The following is a 20,109-nucleotide window of genomic DNA, read 5'->3' as shown; positions in this document are numbered from 1 at the left end:
TAAACAAAAGGAGATTTTTCCTTGGTTCGTCGCTATTTATTTACCTCAGAATCTGTAACTGAAGGCCATCCCGATAAAATCTGCGATCAAATCTCAGATACCATCATTGACGCTCTGCTGGCCGAAGACCCTGCCAGCCGCGTAGCCGCCGAAGTTGCGGTCAATACTGGATTAGTCTTAATCACGGGTGAAATCACCTCCCAAGCCCAAGTCAACTACATTGATCTGGCGCGGAAAAAAATTGCTGAAATTGGCTATGTGCATAGTGAAGGCGGCTTCACCAGCAACAGTTGCTCCGTCCTAGTTGCCCTTGATGCCCAATCTCCTGACATCGCTCAAGGGGTTGATGCTGCTGCCGAACAACGGGAAATGTCGAGTGAAGAGCGATTTGACTCCACAGGTGCAGGAGACCAAGGGTTAATGTTTGGCTTTGCCTGCAACGAAACCCCCGAATTAATGCCCCTGCCTATTAGTTTGGCTCACCGCATTTCTCGTCGGTTAGCCGCAGTCCGCAAAACAGGGCAACTCTCCTATCTGCGTCCTGATGGTAAAACCCAGGTGACCGTTGCCTATGAAGACGGTAAGCCTGTTGCTATTGATACCGTTTTGATTTCCACCCAACATGCAGCCACCATCGGTGAAGTGACTGACAACACGGAAATTCAGAAAAAAATTAAAGCGGATCTCTGGGATGCCGTGGTACTTCCTTCATTTTCTGATTTAGAGATCAAACCCGACAGTGCAACCAAATATTTTGTTAATCCTACCGGTAAATTTGTAGTTGGTGGCCCCCAAGGGGATGCCGGTCTAACGGGACGTAAAATTATTGTTGATACCTATGGTGGCTATTCTCGTCATGGTGGTGGCGCATTTTCCGGTAAAGATCCCACTAAGGTAGACCGTTCTGCTGCCTATGCTTGCCGATATGCAGCTAAAAATATTGTTGCGGCTGGGTTAGCCGATAAATGTGAAGTGCAATTGGGTTATGCCATTGGGGTTGCTCGTCCCGTGAGCATTATGATTGAAACCTTTGGCACGGGTAAGGTCGATGATGACCAATTGCTAGAAGCAGCCCAAAAGGTCTTTGAATTCCGTCCAGCGGGAATTATTGAAACCTTTGGCTTGCGTACCCTACCCCAGGAACGGGGAGGACGTTTCTACCAGGATGTAGCCGCCTATGGTCATTTCGGCCGAAATGACTTAGATCTACCCTGGGAAAAAACCGATAAAGTGGAATTACTTAAGGAAGCCGTAAGTGCAGCCACGACAGCCGGTTAACTTGACTCAAAATCTTAGCCAGTAGGGGGAATCATGAACGGACCCTACTGGAGTATTTTCCTGAAAAGCGATCGCTTTTATATAGCAAGGAACTCCTTAAGTTAGGACAGCTAAATTGTGGGTTTAGGAAACAGGGAATGGAGAACAAAAAATGTCTTAACTCTCCCTTCCCTTGCTATAGCACTTCTCTCTTCTGGAGGAGTACAGCTTGAAACCTTAGACCCTAAGCAATACAAGCTATTATCCCTATTCCCTAGTGCGAAGGGCCATATACCCCTCTTCTGTCACTTTCGGAAATCGCGATCGCTGTATCCCCTATAGACAGAGACATTTGCCGATCTGACTAGATTTTTGAGTTTCTGTTAGGAAAAAACGTCGTGATCGCGGATGCGGGAAGAGTTCTAGAATTCAGTCAAGACAAGTGTTTTCCCAGTTTGACAGAAGAGGGATACAGCAGTTTCCTCTGGTATGCGGTACATAAATGGCGGTTTTTAACGATAGCCAGAATAGCTCAAAGCTAGATTGAGTATGCTATTCACTCCCCCCACTCCCCCATTCCCCCACTACCGCGCGAAGTGCTGTATCACTACTGTATGATCTTGCATTTGACAAGGGGCTTAAACCCCTGGTTATTATATAGGGCAAGAAATCAATTTATATTTAGAGTTTTCAGTACATTCACTCTTCAAAAAATAAAATATGTAGGAAAACTTAAAGAATATTAGTGACTCTTGGTTTCCCTGTATAGTTATTCCTGAAAACTGAACTGAATCTAAAAAATACTGTATGCTGAAAGAGAGACAATATTAAGAGCTTCCTTTGTCCTAGAAAAAATGGGTGTCAGGAGTCTCAGTTTCTTTAAAATTCAACCTTTGAAATTTTTTTCCCTAAAAACTTAACTTTTTTTAACTTAACGCCATGATTGTTCATCAAAATCCATTAAGGAAGTTTGACATTTACCAACAGTCTCCTCGTAAAAAGCGGTACATCAGCATTGTTGCTTATTTTGACCGCCATGGCATCCTGAATGACTATGTTGTACTCAACAAAAGTCTCAAGGTAGATTGGGCCAGAGTCATTTTCCAGACCATCTCTCTGAAACTGTTGATGGCTTCTTTTCTGGGTTTAGAAGGATGCCAAAAAGTGACGGTCAAAGGTGAAGGATTTAAGGCTGTGGTTATGCCCATTAATAGCGGATATCGAGCCATGCTCTATGAGCCATGCTCTGAACTCGAAGAAAAATTAAGTAATGTAAAAAATGATTATACTAGTAATCTGGTTAATTACAATTAGATAATTACTCCATGAACCTTCTGCAAGAAAGAGAGACGTGGGTAAAATTTTCACGGAGGACTGGGGATTTGATCGGATGTTATTCTCAGCGTAAACTCAGGAAAATTAGGTATTGAATGAATAAGATGAATTGCTGACCAGACCGGTTAAGTAGGTTTGGTCTAAATGATGTCCTACAAACCGATCAATTTTATGCAACGCTGGATCAAACAGATTTTACTGGGGTGCTTAACCCTAATCACCATTATCTCCTGTAGTCAATCTAATCCTGATAATGCTCAACTGACAGAATTGAAATTTGGAGTTGGGCCGTATTTTCCGACTCCTGGTGAAAACCGAAGCCAATTTGAACCGTTATTTAACCAACTGGCAGAAGGGATAACTCTTAAAGCTGATGTGACGGTGACGGAAGACTGGGTGGGAATTTCCGAAGCCTTGAGATCGCGGACCCTAGATGTAGCCTGGTTAGGCCCGTGGGGCTATGTCTTGGCCAACCATAATGATCCGTCGATTGAAGCGATCGCCACCGTAAAATATAAAGAACAACCGGTTTATTACTCTATTCTCATGGCTAAAGCGGATGCGCCCTTTGATACCCTCGATGAAGCGATCGCCCAAAGTCAGAACGGCCCCAAACTTAAACTCAGTTTAGCGGACGTTGGCTCTACATCCGGCTGGCTGATTCCCCAAGGAGAATTTAAGCGACGCGGTATCGATCCAGAAGCTGTATTTGACTACAATGAAGGGGCATCTCACGCAGCCCAGGCGATCGCCGTTTTAGAAGGTCAAGTTGACATTGCCTCTGACTATGACCGGAATATAGATGTCCTCAATAGCACCGGACGCATCGACCGCTCCCAACTGAAAATCATCTGGCAATCCGATCCTCTCCCCAATGATCCGATTGCCGTGCGTGGTGGACTATCTCCAGAGCTTAAAGCCCAATTGCAACAACAGTTAGCGAATCTTTCAGTAGAAGAAGCACAAACCCTATTGCCAGAAAACTATACCGGGTTTGTACCTTCCGATGGCAGTAACTATTCACCCATCCAAGCAGCCGGTAAATCAGTCGGTAAGCTCTAATGCTGGTCATGGGTAATGGGTAATGGGTTGCCCTCTATGCCTTTTGCCTTTTGCCTATTCCCTATTCCCTATTCCCTAAATGACTAAACTCGAACCGAGATCGCTCCATTCTTTCTCCAAGTGGGAGTCTATTCTCAATACCCATGAGCAAGAGCAGCGCAGTTTAGGACGACTGCTGAAACGAGGATTTTGGGGAGTCGTGGCGATCGCCGTTTTAATCGCTAGTTGGCGGTTATCGGAAATCTCTCCAGCAGACTTTTGGACGGGTTTACCGCGCTTGGGGAATTGGTTAACGCGACTTTGGCCCCCGGATTTTGCGGAATTACCCGATTTTTTCATCGCTACGGCTGAAACCTTGGCGATCGCCATTATGGGAACCCTCACCGCCATGATCGCCGCTATTCCCCTCTCTGTCTGTATCGCTCGACCCCTCTCTCCCATTCCCCAACTCGCTCCCGTCTTGCGTTTGCTACTCAATCTTCTGCGGGGTATTGATACAGCGATCTTTGCCCTCTTTTTCGTCTCCATTGTCGGATTAGGCCCCTTTGCTGGGGTTTTAGGAGTCGCTTTTCATACAACTGGATCAATGGCCAAGCTCTATGTTGAAGTTCTAGAAACTTTGCCATTAGAGCCGATAGAGGCGATCGAAGTAACAGGAGCCGATCGTCTGCGGACATTTATTTTTGCGGTTCTTCCCGAAGCCCTCCCTGGACTCATTGGTATTACGCTCTACCTCTGGGAATTTAACGTGCGCTCCTCTGTCATTCTCGGTATTGTCGGTGCAGGAGGAATCGGTTATGAAGTGCTGGTGAGCCTGAAACTGTTGGATTTTTCCCGCTTAACCACAATTTTGTTATTGATTTTAGCCATGGTGAGTGCGATCGATGCCCTCAGTGCCTATGGACGAAAGCAATTAACCCTTAATCCTTAGTACTTATAGCCGTTCCCTCCCCCCACGTCCCCATTCCCCCATACCCTATCCATCTCTTATCCAAACGATAACCTCACTCAGAGAATCCATCTTCTATACTGGGGTCATCTATGTTCGTTTTTTCTCCTTGAGAGGATAACTGGGTTGAAGACCATGAAAAGACGTTATTTCCTAACCTTCTCCCTCGGACTGTTGGTTAGTTGTGCCGCAAACCGGCAGACTTCAGACAATACCACCCCTGTGGACAATGCTTCTGTAGCCCCCTTAAAATTAGCCATCAGCGATGTTCAAGGACTTGAAGACCTCAAAAGAGACTATGAACCCTTTCGGGCGGCGCTAGAGCAAAGCTTTGAGAAGTCGGTAGAATTTTATGCAGTTGATAGCTATACAGAAGTAGCTTCAGCTTTGCAAGCAGGAGCAGTCGATCTATCAATTATTGGGCCGTCTGAATATGTGTTAATTCGCGCTCGGACGAATGCCATTCCTGTGATTGGCATTACTCGACCGAATTATCATGCAGCGATCGCCCTTCCCCCCAACTCGCCAGTACAATCGATCCCAGATCTACAAGGGAAAACCATTGCCATGATCAAAGTAGGTTCTACTAGCGGTCATTTAGGGCCAACTGATATGTTTGTCAGTGCGGGACTCGATCCCAAAACCGATTATCAAGTCAAAATGTTAGGTCGAGAAGGCTCCTTAGCCGCACTAAAAAATGGGGCAGTAGAGGCTTGGGCGGGGCCAATTACCGATTATGAAGACTTTTTAGAAGCAGAAGGGGTTTCTCCTAGTGAGTTTCGCCTCTTAGCTAAGGGGCCTGCTCTACCCAGTGATGTATTAATTGTTAATAGTCGGATGAAACCAGAGGAAGTAGAAAATCTGCGCGATCGCATCTTAGCCGATCAAGAGTCCATCGTGAGAGCGTTAGGGTTTACTACAGCCAACAAAAGCAAGTACAAAGCATCTACGTTAAGTGCTGTAGACGATCAAGATTACGATATGATACGCAATGTATATCGCGCGATCGGAGAAGGGAATTTCCTCTAAGGTAATTGGTCTTTTTCGATCTCAGAAGGTTTGAGTATAGCAATGGTCAGTAACTCCCTACGTTGGACGATGATTGATCGATTAAACCAGTGGTGGACTAACTCATCCTTCAGGGATCGGGTGGTGGAGCAGATCAATCATCTGAGTATTGGTCAGAAAATTGCGATCGGATATGGATTCTCCTTGGGAGTTGCCATTTGTGGTTCCTTAGCTGGGCTGTTTATTGGAGAATATTATCAGCATAGAGCAAACGAAGAATTGGCGATCGCCTCGCGCCAACAACTTCTCCTAAAAGATCAGGAAAATGCCATCCTCGCCATCCGTTTACATCCCCAAAGACTCATTGGCATCCTCGGAGACACCATTTGGTTTAGCTATGAAGCGGATAAATTTATTGCTGATATCGACCGGGTAGAACAAGCCAACCAAGCCTTTGAGCAGTTTTTGCAAAACTATGCTTATGCTTCCGATGTTGATCTGCCAAAATTGCAAGACACCCTAGCTAGATACCGTCAGGTAACCCAACAATATAAAGATCTCATTCTCGAACTTTGGCAACAACTTGACCCCCCTAGTCTCACCGCCAACCAAATTGCACCCGCACGGCAAACAATTATCAATACTCTCACCTCCAAAGAAGCCACAAAAATTGAAATTGAATTTGACCGCTTGCTCGAAAATTTGGTTTGGATTGAAGAAGTCATTGATAACCAATATCACAGAGCAGAACATGAACGCATACAAGCCGAATATCTGCGGCGGTGGATTATTGTTGTCAGTATTGCCAGTTCTCTCCTCCTCTCTAGTTTACTGGTTTTCTTAACCAGTTCGGCGATCGCTCGTCCCCTCCAGTCCCTAGAACAAGTCGCCACCCAAATCACCCAAGAATCTAACTTTAACCTCCGTTGCCAAGTCACCACCCAAGATGAAGTCGCTACCGTTGCCCAAGCCTTTAACCAACTGGTAGAACGCATCAGTATCTATACCCAGGAACTCGAACAAGCTCGCTTCACTGCTGATGAAGCCAATCAAGCCAAAAGTGAATTTCTCGCCAATATGAGCCATGAACTGCGAACTCCCCTCAACGGCATTCTCGGCTATACCCAAATCATGGAACGTACCCAAGACCTCAATACCCAACGGCACGGAATAGAAATTATTGAACAATGTGGAACTCACTTACTGAATCTGATCAACGATATCCTCGATTTAGCCAAAATTGAAGCCCGTAAACTCGACCTTATTCCCCAAGAATTCCATTTGCCAGCCTTTCTTTCGGGTATTGCAGAAATGTCTAGAGTTCGTGCAAATAACAAAGGAATTCAATTTCAATATAGCGAACACCCAGGACTACCCAATGCCATAATGGCAGATGACAAACGCCTGCGTCAAGTCCTCTTAAATCTATTAGGAAATGCAATTAAGTTTACCCATCAAGGGCGCACTATCTTACAAGTTTATCCCCTTGAAGACTTACCGACGACTAGCGAAAAAAACATCTGGTTAAGATTTAGTATCCAAGATACTGGAGTGGGCATGAGCTTAGAGCAAGTCGAAAAAATCTTCTTGCCCTTTGAACAAGTCGGCTCGAAAAGTCAACAAGCCCAAGGGACTGGACTGGGTTTAGCCATAAGCCAGCAAATTGTGCGCTTAATGGGTGGCGAAATTCAAGTCACCAGTATTCTTGGTCAAGGGAGTCAATTTTGGTTTGACTTAGAACTGCCCATGGCTGAATCTTGGGGAACCATTATTCATCAAGAACAGAACGAAATTGTAGGTTATGTTGGCCATCGACGCAAAGTGCTGATTGTTGATGATAAGGAAGTCAATCGACAAATGCTACGAGAAGTGTTACTCTCTCTAGGTTTTGACTGTTGCGAAGCGGCCGATGGAGAAATCGGATTAGCTCAAGCAGAAAAGTTCCATCCTGATCTGATTCTTACCGATTTAGTCATGCCTGTTTTAGATGGTTTTGAAATGACCCGTAGACTTCGCACTCAACCTCAGTTTGAAGGACTTACGATTATTGCTTCGAGTGCCAGCGTCTTAAGTCAAGATCAAGTCGCCAGTCTTGAGGCTGGGTGTGATGATTTCTTGAGTAAACCGATTGATTTTCAGCAATTGTTTTCTCTGTTGAAAAAGTATCTATATTTGGAGTGGGAAACTCGCTCTCTAGTCCCTTCCAACCTGGCTGTTGAACCGATCAATCTTCCAAAATCACAAGAAATCCCGCCTCTAGAATCGTTGGAAAAAATTATTGAAGTGGCGAAAATTGGCGATATTGAGGCTATTGAAATAGAGGTGAAAGCGATTCAAAAAAACAATATCGGTTATCATGGATTTTGTCAGCAAATCATGCAAAAACTGGATGAATTTGACGATCAAGGGATTATTCAATTGATCAATGGTTATACGAAGGGTTGATGTTAGCCTTTTTTCTTTACGATAGCAGTGAATGAGCGAGTAAGGACGATTAGGTTATGATTTGAGGCAATAGGCACGAATAGCAATAGGAAAAAGGAAAAACAGGGTTTTTGCCAAAAACCCTGTTTTTCCAACATGATGTGGGCAAATAGTGGATTATCTACAGGATATATAACAGAGTAAAGAGGACAATCCAGACCACATCAACAAAGTGCCAGTAAATCTCGGCGGCTTCTACACCAAAGTGGGACTCTTGGGAATAGTGACCGGAAACGCGCGATCGCCACAATACGCCCAAAATTAACACTAATCCGAACAAAACGTGCAAACCATGGAAGCCCGTCAGTACATAAAACGTACTGGCAAACACATTATCAGTTAAGCCAAAGCTGAGATGGAAATACTCATACAACTGTCCGATGAGGAACACAGCTCCCATCAGGGCAGTAATTCCAAACCAGAGTCGGAGTCCTTTTTCATCACCTTTATTTTTAATCGCATCCCCAGCCTTATGAATGACAAAACTACTGGAAATCAGAATGATGGTATTAATGCCAGGTAGAAGCAATTCCAGTTCTGTGCCTTCCGGTTGCCAGTCGGGTGAGGTGAGCTTAAACGTAAGGTAAGCGGCAAACAATCCCAAAAAGATCATCGACTCCGCAATCAGGAACATCAGAATCCCGAATATGCGATGATCTGGATGTTCTTCATGATGGGATACCCCGTGAGTTTCTTCGGCATATCCCATTACAGTTGCTGTGGCTTCAGCAGAACTTTGCATACAAAAATCCTCCAATTTAGGGAATAGGGAATGGGGAATGGGGCTTGGGATAAACCGGGTTTCTGGCAAGTTTTGCGATTCTATGCCAGATTTTCGTAGAAACCCGGTTTCTAGTTTCCGTGCCCAACTAAGCAGAGGGTTTCATTTCTGCTAACAATTCATCCACCGATTTTTCCTCTTCTGATTCTTCAGTATCAATCCCATAATCATAGGGACCAGACCAAAGAACGGGGGGTTCTAAGAAGTTTTCCACTGGCGGTGGAGAAGCGGTTAACCATTCTAGGGTTAAGCCATTCCAAGGATTAGCCGGTGCAAGAGAGCCAGCTAACCAACTCCAAGTGGCATTAATTAAGAAAGGTAAGGTGGAGATCGCCAGAAGAATTGAACCCACTGTACACACCATATTAATGGTGGCAAATTGAGGATCGTATTCGGCTACCCGGCGAGGCATTCCTTGTAAGCCTAACCAATGCATGGGGAGGAAGCAGAGGTTAAAGCCGAGGAATGTTAGTACAAAATGTACTTTACCCCAGGTTTCATTGAGCATTCTGCCGGTCATTTTGGGGAACCAGTGATAAATCGCGCCATAAATGCCGAAGACACTGCCACCAAATAGGACATAGTGCAGGTGAGCGACGACAAAATAGGTATCGTGAACGTGGATATCAAAGGGAGCAGAAGCTAACATGATGCCGCTTAAGCCACCCACCACGAAGAGGGAAACGAAGCCGAGGGCAAATAGCATGGCACTATTGAGCCGAATTTTACCGCCCCAAAGGGTGGCGATCCAGCTAAAGACTTTGATTCCAGTGGGTACGGCGATGATCATAGTGGCAACCATGAAGAACATGCGTAACCAGCCGGGTGTGCCACTGGTAAACATATGGTGCGCCCAAACGATGAGACCCAGGAAACTGATGACGAGACTGGAGTAGGCGATCGCCTTATACCCAAAGATCGGCTTACGTGAATGCACGGGAATAATTTCCGAAATTACACCAAACAGGGGGACAATCATGATGTACACCGCTGGATGGGAATAAAACCAGAACAGGTGCTGATAAACAATCGGATCGCCGCCCCCCGTGGGATTAAAGAAGGAAGTCCCCGCCATTAAGTCAAAGGCTAACAGGACCAGTGCGCCCGCTAAAACTGGGGTAGACATCAAAATCAAGATGGAAACCGAGACAGTTGCCCAGCAAAATAGGGGCATATCATAAATCCCCATGCCAGGCATTCTCATGTTCACAATCGTGGTCATGAAGTTGATCCCCCCCAGAATGGAAGAGGTTCCCAACAACAGCACACTGATAATCCAAATGAATTCCCCGGCCTTATCGCCTGTCGTACTTAAGGGCGGATAGGCCGTCCAGCCTGCTCCAGGAGCGCCAACAAAGAAACTTGACATCAACAAAATGCCCCCTGGAATAATTAACCAGAAGGCAACAGCGTTGAGCCGAGGAAAGGCCATATCCTTAGCCCCAATCATCAGAGGAACCAGGTAGTTGGCTAAACCGGCACCAGCAGGAACAATCCAAAGGAAAATCATCACGGTTCCATGAACCGTAAACAAACCGTTATAGAGTTCTCGGCTGACAAAATCCACTTCTGGAGTGGCTAATTCAGTACGGATACCAACGGCTAAGAGTCCTCCGAGAATGTAGAAAACAAAGGAGGTCACCAGGTATTGCATCCCGATTATTTTGTGGTCGGTGCTGAAGCTTAAGAAATCTCGCCAACTGGGACGATAGGCTTCAACAGCGGCTGATTCTTGTGGTTGTGACATAGATATTAGGGAATAGGGAATAGGGAATAGGGAATAGGGAAACCAATTTTTCCCTTAAAAATCTCCCTTTTAAGGAATGAGCTAGACCTAAGATTACAAGGCATGATGGTGTTCATGGCCCATAGTACCCATGGCTTTGAGGGCGTTTTCATCAATACCCATTTCTTGGGTATAAGGCACTAGATATTCCTCGGAGGAGAGGTTGGCTACTGGAGTTCCCAGATTGTCCCCATCCACTGAGGCAATTTGCTCATTTACCCATTGGTCAAAGTCTTCTGCGGATTCAACGATGGTTTGGGTTCTCATCCCTCCATGGTAGGAACCGCACAATTCAGCGCAGACAACGGGATAGGTTCCCAGTTCTCTGGGGCGCAAGCGCAGTTCTGTTTCCCGGCCGGGGATGGCATCTTGTTTGACCCGGAATTGGGGTATCCACAGGGAGTGAATCACGTCAGCAGCTTTAATGTTCAGTTGTACATCCCGGTCTACAGGCATATGTAGGTCTCCACTGACAATTCCGGTTTCTGGATAGGTGAAGATCCAAGCATATTGGAGGCCGAGAACATCCACAACGAGATCGGGGGCTTTGCCCACTTCTTTGGGATCTGCGCCGATACCGATCGCCACTCGACGATTTGCTTTTTCCAGTGTCGGTGCTTCTTGTGACAAGGGCGCGGCGATCGCGGCTCCCTCTATATGGGCTACCTGTTGACCATGATCGTGGGATGCCATCGGATCGAGTCCGCCCATATTGGTATACACATCGAAGCTATAGACCCCCAAGCCTAAAACAATCATCGCTGGAATTGCTGTCCAGACAATTTCTAGGGGAATATTGCCTTCAATAGGGGGGCCATCCGTTTCGTCTCCCGGTCGCTGGCGGAAGCGCACGATCGAAAAGATCAGAATACCCTGAACCAGTAAGAACAGACCAATGGAAATGGTCATCATAGTATTAAATAGTCCATCAATCCAGGGCGCTTCCTCGGAAGCAGCCACAGGCATTAAACCATGATGTTGACCAAACCAGAGGCTGATCAGAGTTAAGAGAATACCAGCAATTAGGGTGATAATGTTACTCGGAATATTCACAGTGATTATGCTGATCCATCTTCAAGGGGTTGAACGTTTGACATCCTCACCGGGCGCTGTTGCCACGGTGATTCCTAATTCATGTCCGCGAAGCGGAAACCTCACGTTAGCGAGAGCTACCCTCCGCAGGAGGCTTTAGATTTCTGCGTCTGAGAACTGCCTCCACCCTAGTCGCGAGTTTATGGTCTTATGTTCGCTCCACAGACTATTCCCGCGAGCCACGCGGTTCTGAACAATGAGATCCCTTTTTCAGAGAAAAGAATCTTCACTTCTCTACTTACGTTAGAGCAGGTCTTCTCGATCCAGGCGTTATCCTAAGCTATCCTTAATACTTTTTTCAGGAATGGGGAGACACTCCAGACGTAAAGAGAGTCACGTACCCATTACCGATGATTGAGAATCGAAAGAAAAACAAAAGCCTGGCTGGGATTGGCGATCGCCTGATTACAGTAGTAGACCAGTGGCATTAGGCCAAATGGTCTTACCCTCTATTTTCGGTTGGTGAGCATTCGCTCACGAATTGTTTAACATGGATTGATAATTTATTGCATAAACGAGCGTGAGTATGGACATGGCTAATTTCACTCTCCATGAACAAATAGAATCCAAGCATCAAGTTCACCCTAAACAAAGAATCCTCAATTTAGTCGTCAAGCTTGTAGTAGCCACAGTGCTTTTAATGGCAGTGGGTAGCGCGACTCGGGTGATGAATGCGGGTTTAGCTTGTCCAGATTGGCCCCTGTGTTACGGAACCTTAGTGCCAACCCAACAGATGAATCTACAGGTATTTCTGGAATGGTTCCATCGTTTGGATGCCAGTTTAATTGGCTTAGGGGCAATTTTCCTCATGGGTTTGTCCTGGTGGTATCGTCAGGAACTCCCCCGATGGTTACCCTGGGCCGCAACGGGGAGTTTAGGGTTAGTAGTCTTCCAAGGACTGCTTGGAGGCCTCACGGTTACTCAACTCTTGCGGTTTGATATTGTGGCCGCTCATCTGGGAACTGCTCTCTTATTCTTCCTCAGTCTGGTCATCATCTGGATGTTGTTGCTCCCCTATAACGGCACAGGAGCAACCGGAAAACTGCCCTGGATGGGCACAGTAGCCGCCAGCTTGGTCTACATTCAAAGTATTTTAGGAGCGCTCGTCGCGTCCCAATGGGCCGTTCATCAATGCTTAGGCGGAAATCAGCTCTGTACAATTATGCATAGCCATATTGCTGGCGTACTTCCTCCCCTGATTACCACTGCTATTCTGATTATCTGGGCCCGGCGCACTCCTGCGCTGCACCCCTTGCTACGGCGCTTAATTCACTATGCAGCAGGTCTTTTAGTCTTACAAATTCTGCTGGGAGTGGGGACGTTGTGGTTACATCTACAAGTGGAACCCCTAACCGTTGCTCATCAAACTATTGGCGCATGTTTATTGGGGATTTTAACTGCCTTTTCAGTTTTAGCATGGCGCGATAATGTTCCGAATCACTGAGGCGATAAAACTCCGTTTCGCTTCGCGATCGCCGCATTCTCCCCGATCTCCAGTAGGAAAAACATTTCTTCGATCACTAATGCCCTATATCAGCGCAAAGCGCCATATTGATCTATGCAAGACACCGCAAGACTTTCCATCTCTTCTGTTCAACATGCTCTTCTGGAGACCTGGCGCAATTACTATCAACTCACTAAACCTCGTATTATCCCCCTACTCCTGATTACCACAGCCGCCAGTATGTGGATTGCTTCAGAAGGCAAAATCGATCCCATCCTCTTACTCGTTACCCTTACTGGGGGAACCTTAGCTGCTGCGTCCGCCCAAACCCTCAACTGCATTTATGACCTGGATATTGATTATGCGATGATACGCACGCGCAAGCGTCCCCTTCCTTCTGGAAAAGTTCAACCGCGACATGCACTAATTTTTGCCTTAATTTTGGCTGGATTATCCTTTGGATTATTAACCCGATTTGCTAATCTGCAAGCTGCTCTTTTGGCCATGATGGGCATTGTCTTTTACATGGTCGTCTATACCCACATGCTCAAGCGTAATACCCCCCAAAATATTGTGATTGGTGGAGCGGCTGGATCAATCCCCCCCTTAGTCGGTTGGGCCGCAGTTACTGGGGAATTAAGTTGGGCTGCTTGGTTATTATTTGCCTTAATTTTCCTTTGGACTCCACCCCATTTCTGGGCCTTAGCTCTGATGATTCGGGAAGATTATGCCAGCGTAAACGTGCCCATGTTACCTGTGGTAGAAGGGGAAGAAGTGACCACCGAGCAAATTTGGATCTATTCTTTATTGGTGGTTCCCGTTTCGTTGATGTTGATTTATCCCTTGGGAGTCTGTGGAGCAGTCTATGGCGGGTTTGCTTTGGTTTTAGGAGGAATTTTCCTCCAAAAAGCTTGGGTTTTATACCAAAATCCCAAGGATCTGCCGTTAGCCAAGTCCATGTTTAAGTATTCGATTTTGTATATGATGGTATTGTGTACGGGAATGGTGATCGATAGCCTCCCCATGACCCATCAGATGGTACAAGCTTGTACCGGTCATTTAGAGACCTTGATGGGTATGGTGTTGAGTATGAGTTAAGATCATTCATCTCTGTCTGTTCTCTGTTGTTTGTTTTGCCCGCTACGGCGGGTTTTTTAGTGGTAGACTAGGCTTTAACTCGATGGGCGAAGGCGATCGCGAAAATCCATTACGGCATCGAATTGTTCGCTAGGTTTGACATAACTGACTAAGAGAGATACATCTAAGTTGGGGAGAAGCTCACTTTTGGCGATCGCCTCATATCCTGTAGAACGCAAGCGATACAACGAAAACTTCCCCTCTTTCCATTGCCACACTTCCTGGACTCCCAAACCTTGATAAATCTGCAATTTATCCACCATACCGCTTGTGACGACCACTTCGATCGCTAGATCCGGGAATTCTTTCTTATGATCCAGACAGTAACACTCATCGGGTTCCAGTCCTCTTTGCGCCATCTCCCTACGAAACGTCGCTGAACCGATAGCATGAAAACGAATCCGCACTTCTTGAAAGTAGGCCTCCAAAAGCATTCCAATCATCGTTTTCAGTTCTTCATGCTCTCGTGAAGTCGCCATAATTTCGAGGACTCCTTCTAGGTAACTCAGTCGCAAGTTAGGAAAATCATTTCCCAGAGTGGCTAACAAGAGTTCATATTGCCGCCAACTGACTCCTGACAAAACTAGGCGTTGTTCGGCAGTGGGGAGGATAGAAGGAGAGATGGCAAAAGAACTCATAGGCAATCTCTATTCTTACAAGCGATCGGGTTATACTGCTTTGATATTAACATCTGTTCAGAAAAGTGCGATCGCTCTTAATCATGTAGGATCTCCATTCCCCGCTCGTACAACATCTTTGCATAATCCGTCCAAGTTCCCTGTCCCCAATAGCGAAAACAACTGGTTTCCAGCAGTAGAACATAGAGCAGCGCCTGTTGATAATCTTCCTGTTGAGTAACGGTTGAATCTTGGGCTACTAAACCCTCATACTTTTGATGAAACAAAGCACTTAAATGATGCATCGGCTCCAACACATTTTCATACCCTTTTACCCAACTCAGATCGTTTGTCCAAGAGGCTCCATCCAGATGAAAATTGGGGTCATTTTCCTTTAATTGAGTTAACACCCCTTGCACTTTCTCTGGAGTCATATCATCCCCCAATTTGTGCCAGATTTTATGTTGCTCTACAGCTTGACAAACGGGATAATCGTCCGGCTTTACTCCGGCGCTTTCGAGTAATTCTAAATATTCTGTCCCATTTAAGCCAACAACTCCATTACTTTCTTGACCATTGCCTTTAATCTGATGCCATACTGGATTAAAATCACGGGGATACTCATTCATCATCACGCCCCCATTTTCACCATCGGCAATTTGAGTGACACAACTGGGCAGATCTACATTTCCCAAGGTTCTTCTAGAGCGCGTTTTCGCTTCATGATACGGTTGCATTTGTGCGACTAACTTCGTATCTGAACCTTGAGTTTTAATCAAAGCGATAATACTGATTTCTTGCCCTTGGGAATTGCGAGCGATTAAACAATTGGGCACATATTTATCGTCCTGATGCAGAGGGCTGCCATCTAAACGCTCAACTGAATGTTCCTGCACTAATAACCAGCGATAGCCACATTCTTTTAAGGCTTTAATATATTCATAGAGGGTATCTGGATGGTTGGGAAGATGCATTTCTGGTGGCGAAAATCCCTTAACTTGCTTTAGAGCTTCTGTACCAAAAATTGCTCTAAATTGATGCTGCCATGCTAGAATATGCAATTTAAGATCGGGAATGGGCGTAGAGGGAACTACGGCATGACTCCACATCGTTCCCAACCATTCTACACAATCAGAATAAGGGGATTTTGTCAAGTTTTTTAGAGAGTCTAGAATATCCTCGCGCCCCATTTGTTGTAATCCCCAAAGCAGGTTACCGGAATAATCCAACATGATGCGTGGATGACAGCCTTGATTAATCAATTCTGGGATAAATTCTCCCATCCGTTGATAACACCAAGCAAAGGGAGCTGCATTGTGATTATCTCCTTCTTGGAGATGCTCAAACATATATTGTAAATTGCTGATTAATGCATCATTTTCTCCTGCCGGAATTGTAGGTTGGTGCATATGCAGGGCACAAGCAAAGGCAGCACTAATCTGGTTGATATTCCAGGTTTTAGAGCGATAAATGGGGGTTTGTTCTTGGACAATGGCGGTAATTTCTGCTTCTGAGCCACAGATAGGAGGTAAGGGAGTGGGATTCATGGGGTTTAGACGGCGATCGGATTGTGATTTACAATTATTTTATTCCTTAAATCTATAGGGTATCAGTCATGACCCCAAAAGTAATTATTATTGGTGGTGGTATTGGTGGATTAACCTGTGCTATTGCCTGTGTGCAAGCTGGATTAGAGGTAGAACTCTATGAAAAACGGACATGGGAAGGCATGGTATCGGGGCCGGGAGGTATTTTTATCCAACGCAATGCCATGAGTGTCTATGAGAAATTGGGCTTGGCTAAAGCACTGTATGAAAAAGGGGGGAAAATTAAGAAAGGGGGCTTTAGCAATGCACAAGGAAAGCCTTTATATATTAACTCTCCTGAGTTTGTTAATTGCTCGGATTTAGGGGTTTGTCTGGGTCGTCCTGTCTTACAGAAACTGTTATATGATGCACTGCCGTCAGGTATTGTGCAAACCAACAAGAAGTTTGTGGAGGTTAAGGAAAAGGAGGAAAAAATCGAGGTTTGTTTTGAGGATGGGGATACAACCTGGGGTGATGTTTTGGTTGGTGCGGATGGACTCTATTCTCAAGTTCGAGTATCTTTGAATGCAGACGAGGTGCTAGACCCCCCTGTGTATAGTGGGATGCGATGTTGGCGTGGATATTTTAACCCAGAAGGAATTAATTTTAATCCAGAGTATACTTGGATGGAATATTGGGGAAAAGGCGATCGCCTCGCTTATTTTACCATAGGTGACGGTCAACGCTCTTTTTATGCCTTTGATAATGTGCCTCTAGAAAGTCCTAGGAGTCAACCCGGAACCCGAAAATCGCTCTTGCGCCAACTGTTTAAACACTACAGTTCACCAGTGCCTCAAATTATTGAAGCCCTTGAAGAAACCGATATTTATGAAGATAACATTTATGACCGTTTACCTCTAACCCCAGTTTGGGGCAAAAATCGAGTTACCTTAATCGGAGATGCTGCCCATCCTGTGCAACCGAGTATTGGTCAAGGGGGATGCATGGCCATTGAAGATGCCTATGAATTAGTGTACTCAATTAAAACTTGTGCAGATTTATCCCAACTTGCTCAAACTCTACGACAATTTGAGCAATACCGTACACCACGCATTACCCAAGTGTTTGAATCTTCGCGCCAAATCAGTTCTTTGGGTCAATTAGAAAATCCTCTGAGTTGTCAGGTGCGGAACTGGATTTACCGGTTAACACCGACTTGGTTAGGAGATTTACAGTTTAAGTGGTTGTTTGATTATCAACCTTCTGGGCAATATAGTGCTTCGCGCGGTAATGGGTAATTGGATAGTGGATGTGAAAAAAACTGAAATTATTGCTTTTGAAATGATGAGCAATGGTGGGAGTCGAAGAATCCGAGAATCGATGCGGTTACCGGGGTTAGCAATTGGACTGCTGGAAATGGGTTTGGAGCGCGATCGCACTTCCGATAATACCACGGTCGGCACTTGGTTTCTTGCCCAACTCCAGAACTCAAGCACAACTAATCCTTCTGGAGAGTAATATGACGCTCCGGGTCTAGGGTTAACCACTCATCTTGGCGCAGCTCTTTCATTAACCGAGTGACGGTTACCCGAGTTGTACCAATGGTTTTGGCTAAATTCTGATGGGTTAACTTCACCGGTAAGCGTATTCCTCGACCGTCTTCGGTGGATTGGCCCATTTCGTGAGCTAATAATAACAATAATTGTTCTAAGCGCTCTTTTACACGTCGATAACTGACTAAAGCCAGAATTGATTCAGTTTGCCGTAAACGACGACTCAATTGCTCCCATAAACTGCTGCATAAGATGGGAGATGTTTCAATTTCGGTCAGGGTAAAGCGCATTAACCCCACATTCGATAGAGCAATAGCTTGATAACTTTCAATCCGAGTTAAGGGTAAACCAAAGGGCATAGAAGGGACTGCGAAGCCTAATAAGGATTCTTCACCATTGGTCTGAATGGAACTTAAACTCACTACACCCCGACAGACCACCCAAATATCACTAGAATTGAGGGGAATCATTTGCCCACCAACAAAGTCTACTAAACTCCGACCTTGATAGAGGTCTTCAAGCAGTTCACGGAATTGGATTTGAGAATCACGGGTAGGCAGAAGTGAGGAAACCATACAAAAGTCCTAGTGTATGAGTTAATGTCGGTTCCCTTGCTAGTCTAGGACGTTACATTCATAAACAGGTAATCTTCAGGTTAAGCTTTGGTTGAGAGGGTGCTAAATGGGAATGGGGGGGTTGGGAATGGGCCGTGGTTTTCCCCTCTCTAATCAACTCTTTCTTTGGATTACAATCGAACTATCTCACCTTGAAATCCTTTTTAGACAACAGCGACATATCTGAAACTATGGTCAAAACACTGCAAGGAGGAAAATATACCCTTGATGAAGAGCTGGGTCAAGGTGGGTTTGGATTAACGTTTAAGGCGACCCATCATTATCTACATCAGATAGTGGTGATTAAAACTTTGAATGAGTCGATTCGGAAACAGCCTAATTTTCAGGAGTTTGAGCAGAAGTTTCAGGATGAGGCTCGCCGCTTGGCGTTGTGCGTGCATCCCCATATTGTGCGGGTGAGCGATTTCTTTACGGAAGATGGGATGCCCTATATGGTGATGGATTATATTCCAGGGCCAACGTTAGCTGAGTTGGTGTATCCCGATCGCCCCTTAAATGAGGATCTCGCGATTCATTATATCCATCAAATTGGAGCAGCGCTAGAGGTTGTCCATCAGAAGGGCGTGTTGCATCGAGATATTAAGCCCCAAAATATTCTGTTGCACGAAGGCACTCAGGACGTGGTGCTGATTGATTTTGGTATTGCCCGAGAATATGAGCAGAATTTAACCCAAACCCATACCAGTTTAGTTTCAGAAGGCTATGCTCCTATCGAGCAGTATATGCGATCGCAGCGTCGCAGTGCTGCCAGTGATGTTTATGGACTGGCGGCTACCCTGTATACGATACTGACGGCCAGAATACCCGTGGCTTCTATTTTACGCGATCGCCACCAAATGCCAAGCCCCAGAGACCTCCAACCCCATCTGAGTCCTGCGGTGAACCAAGCGGTGTTACGGGGCATGGCGCTGAATGCTGAAGACCGACCCCAAACTATTCGGGAATGGCTGGATTTATTGCCCCAAACATCACTTACGGCTATTCCAACTACTCCTCAAGCCACTACCCCCACCCCTTCATCCACCAGCCAAGCCGCCACTATTGCCCTGGTTCCGCCGTCTGTGCCTCGTCCGAGTACTACAGGTACATCGGGAACTGTGAAACCGAGTAGTACGACTGAACCTCGGCCATGGCTTTGGCTGCCGATAGTGATTTTAGTGGCGATCGCTGGTTTAATCGGAGGAGTAACCGCCACCCTACAACGGGCTAACCGTCCCTCTGAACCCATTGCGTCCCCCAGTCCCCAACCCTCTCCATCACCCACTCCAACGCCACAACCTTCTCCATCACCCTCGCCCACTCCGACACCCAAACCTCCACCCTCGCCCACTCCGACACCAGCACCTTCACCCAAACCCCCACCTAAACCCACGCCCTCGCCCACACCAACACCCGCACCTGCCCCCGTACCTACCCCCGCACCCGTTCCAACTCCCACCCCCC

Annotated in this window: 17 protein-coding genes; 11 read left to right on the top strand and 6 right to left on the bottom strand. The window is 45.9% G+C overall.

The genetic code is table 11. The features are described 5' to 3' along the window. The first annotated feature begins 21 nt into the window (after positions 1–21). The 6 genes from metK to J7529_RS15515 all read left to right on the top strand — a co-directional run bounded on the left by metK (position 22) and on the right by J7529_RS15515 (position 8,056). Positions 22–1,278, top strand: a complete 1,257-nt coding sequence (gene metK, locus J7529_RS15540) for a methionine adenosyltransferase (protein ID WP_318729754.1) — start codon at positions 22–24, stop codon at positions 1,276–1,278. 918 nt (positions 1,279–2,196) lie between these two features. Further along, a complete protein-coding gene (locus tag J7529_RS15535; protein WP_318729752.1) occupies positions 2,197–2,571 on the top strand; it encodes a hypothetical protein in 375 nt (124 codons plus the stop codon). Between the two features lie 165 nt (positions 2,572–2,736). Then, the gene (locus tag J7529_RS15530) at positions 2,737–3,654 is read left to right on the top strand and encodes a phosphate/phosphite/phosphonate ABC transporter substrate-binding protein (protein ID WP_318729751.1); all 918 of its coding nucleotides are present in this window, start codon (positions 2,737–2,739) and stop codon (positions 3,652–3,654) included. Positions 3,655–3,733: 79 nt separating this feature from the next. Continuing rightward, complete coding sequence (gene phnE / locus J7529_RS15525) at positions 3,734–4,585, top strand: phosphonate ABC transporter, permease protein PhnE (protein WP_318729750.1); 852 nt, start codon at positions 3,734–3,736, stop codon at positions 4,583–4,585. A gap of 153 nt (positions 4,586–4,738) precedes the next feature. Beyond that, the gene (locus J7529_RS15520; protein ID WP_318729749.1) at positions 4,739–5,632 is read left to right on the top strand and encodes a PhnD/SsuA/transferrin family substrate-binding protein; all 894 of its coding nucleotides are present in this window, start codon (positions 4,739–4,741) and stop codon (positions 5,630–5,632) included. Positions 5,633–5,674: 42 nt separating this feature from the next. Beyond that, positions 5,675–8,056, top strand: a complete 2,382-nt coding sequence (locus J7529_RS15515; RefSeq protein WP_318729747.1) for an ATP-binding protein — start codon at positions 5,675–5,677, stop codon at positions 8,054–8,056. Between the two features lie 160 nt (positions 8,057–8,216). Here J7529_RS15515 and J7529_RS15510 read toward each other — a convergent pair whose 3' ends face one another. The 3 genes from J7529_RS15510 to J7529_RS15500 all read right to left on the bottom strand — a co-directional run bounded on the left by J7529_RS15510 (position 8,217) and on the right by J7529_RS15500 (position 11,715). Continuing rightward, the gene (locus J7529_RS15510; RefSeq protein WP_390890010.1) at positions 8,217–8,837 is read right to left on the bottom strand and encodes a heme-copper oxidase subunit III; all 621 of its coding nucleotides are present in this window, start codon (positions 8,835–8,837) and stop codon (positions 8,217–8,219) included. 127 nt (positions 8,838–8,964) lie between these two features. Beyond that, on the bottom strand, positions 8,965–10,623 hold the full coding sequence (ctaD, locus tag J7529_RS15505; protein WP_271940657.1) for a cytochrome c oxidase subunit I: 1,659 nt from the start codon (positions 10,621–10,623) through the stop codon (positions 8,965–8,967). Positions 10,624–10,716: 93 nt separating this feature from the next. Continuing rightward, positions 10,717–11,715 (bottom strand): cytochrome c oxidase subunit II, encoded by a 999-nt coding sequence (locus J7529_RS15500; protein ID WP_271940660.1) that lies wholly within the window; start codon positions 11,713–11,715, stop codon positions 10,717–10,719. A gap of 571 nt (positions 11,716–12,286) precedes the next feature. On the opposite strand from J7529_RS15500, the gene J7529_RS15495 reads away from it, so the two are divergent. Continuing rightward, positions 12,287–13,198 (top strand): heme A synthase, encoded by a 912-nt coding sequence (locus tag J7529_RS15495; protein ID WP_318729745.1) that lies wholly within the window; start codon positions 12,287–12,289, stop codon positions 13,196–13,198. A gap of 114 nt (positions 13,199–13,312) precedes the next feature. Continuing rightward, entirely contained in the window at positions 13,313–14,296 is a 984-nt protein-coding gene (locus J7529_RS15490) for a heme o synthase (protein WP_271940664.1), read from the top strand. A 74-nt stretch (positions 14,297–14,370) separates the two neighbouring features. Here the strand turns inward: J7529_RS15490 and J7529_RS15485 are convergent, their stop codons facing one another. Beyond that, a complete protein-coding gene (locus tag J7529_RS15485) occupies positions 14,371–14,973 on the bottom strand; it encodes a Uma2 family endonuclease (protein WP_318729744.1) in 603 nt (200 codons plus the stop codon). 77 nt (positions 14,974–15,050) lie between these two features. Then, positions 15,051–16,499, bottom strand: coding sequence for a glycosyl hydrolase family 57 (locus tag J7529_RS15480; protein ID WP_318729742.1), 1,449 nt, complete (start codon positions 16,497–16,499; stop codon positions 15,051–15,053). A gap of 68 nt (positions 16,500–16,567) precedes the next feature. On the opposite strand from J7529_RS15480, the gene J7529_RS15475 reads away from it, so the two are divergent. Next, positions 16,568–17,776, top strand: a complete 1,209-nt coding sequence (locus J7529_RS15475) for an FAD-dependent monooxygenase (protein WP_318729740.1) — start codon at positions 16,568–16,570, stop codon at positions 17,774–17,776. 13 nt (positions 17,777–17,789) lie between these two features. After that, a complete protein-coding gene (locus tag J7529_RS15470) occupies positions 17,790–17,996 on the top strand; it encodes a hypothetical protein (protein ID WP_271940675.1) in 207 nt (68 codons plus the stop codon). Here J7529_RS15470 and J7529_RS15465 read toward each other — a convergent pair. Further along, positions 17,977–18,606, bottom strand: coding sequence for a Crp/Fnr family transcriptional regulator (locus tag J7529_RS15465; protein WP_318729739.1), 630 nt, complete (start codon positions 18,604–18,606; stop codon positions 17,977–17,979). The two genes, J7529_RS15470 and J7529_RS15465, sit on opposite strands and share 20 nt — an antisense overlap. 230 nt (positions 18,607–18,836) lie before the next feature. On the opposite strand from J7529_RS15465, the gene J7529_RS15460 reads away from it, so the two are divergent. Then, positions 18,837–20,109 (top strand): serine/threonine-protein kinase (locus J7529_RS15460; protein ID WP_318729737.1); only part of this gene is annotated, 1,273 nt, incomplete at its 3' end.

The organism is Roseofilum sp. Guam (assembly GCF_017746735.1).
Classification (GTDB): domain Bacteria; phylum Cyanobacteriota; class Cyanobacteriia; order Cyanobacteriales; family Desertifilaceae; genus Roseofilum; species Roseofilum reptotaenium.
Note: the sequence above shows the minus strand (reverse complement) of the source record. Positions and strands in the feature narration are given on the sequence as shown.

Bases quoted from the DNA above. Each gene is read 5' to 3' on its own strand.
- J7529_RS15530 (WP_318729751.1), top strand. From the start codon at position 2,737: ATGATGTCCTACAAACCGATCAATTTTATGCAACGCTGGATCAAACAG.
- J7529_RS15535 (WP_318729752.1), top strand. From the start codon at position 2,197: ATGATTGTTCATCAAAATCCATTAAGGAAGTTTGACATTTACCAACAG.
- phnE (WP_318729750.1), top strand. From the start codon at position 3,734: ATGACTAAACTCGAACCGAGATCGCTCCATTCTTTCTCCAAGTGGGAG.
- J7529_RS15515 (WP_318729747.1), top strand. From the start codon at position 5,675: ATGGTCAGTAACTCCCTACGTTGGACGATGATTGATCGATTAAACCAG.
- J7529_RS15480 (WP_318729742.1), bottom strand. From the start codon at position 16,499: ATGAATCCCACTCCCTTACCTCCTATCTGTGGCTCAGAAGCAGAAATT.
- J7529_RS15520 (WP_318729749.1), top strand. From the start codon at position 4,739: ATGAAAAGACGTTATTTCCTAACCTTCTCCCTCGGACTGTTGGTTAGT.
- J7529_RS15490 (WP_271940664.1), top strand. From the start codon at position 13,313: ATGCAAGACACCGCAAGACTTTCCATCTCTTCTGTTCAACATGCTCTT.
- J7529_RS15495 (WP_318729745.1), top strand. From the start codon at position 12,287: ATGGCTAATTTCACTCTCCATGAACAAATAGAATCCAAGCATCAAGTT.
- J7529_RS15485 (WP_318729744.1), bottom strand. From the start codon at position 14,973: ATGAGTTCTTTTGCCATCTCTCCTTCTATCCTCCCCACTGCCGAACAA.
- J7529_RS15465 (WP_318729739.1), bottom strand. From the start codon at position 18,606: ATGGTTTCCTCACTTCTGCCTACCCGTGATTCTCAAATCCAATTCCGT.
- J7529_RS15510 (WP_390890010.1), bottom strand. From the start codon at position 8,837: ATGCAAAGTTCTGCTGAAGCCACAGCAACTGTAATGGGATATGCCGAA.
- ctaD (WP_271940657.1), bottom strand. From the start codon at position 10,623: ATGTCACAACCACAAGAATCAGCCGCTGTTGAAGCCTATCGTCCCAGT.
- J7529_RS15475 (WP_318729740.1), top strand. From the start codon at position 16,568: ATGACCCCAAAAGTAATTATTATTGGTGGTGGTATTGGTGGATTAACC.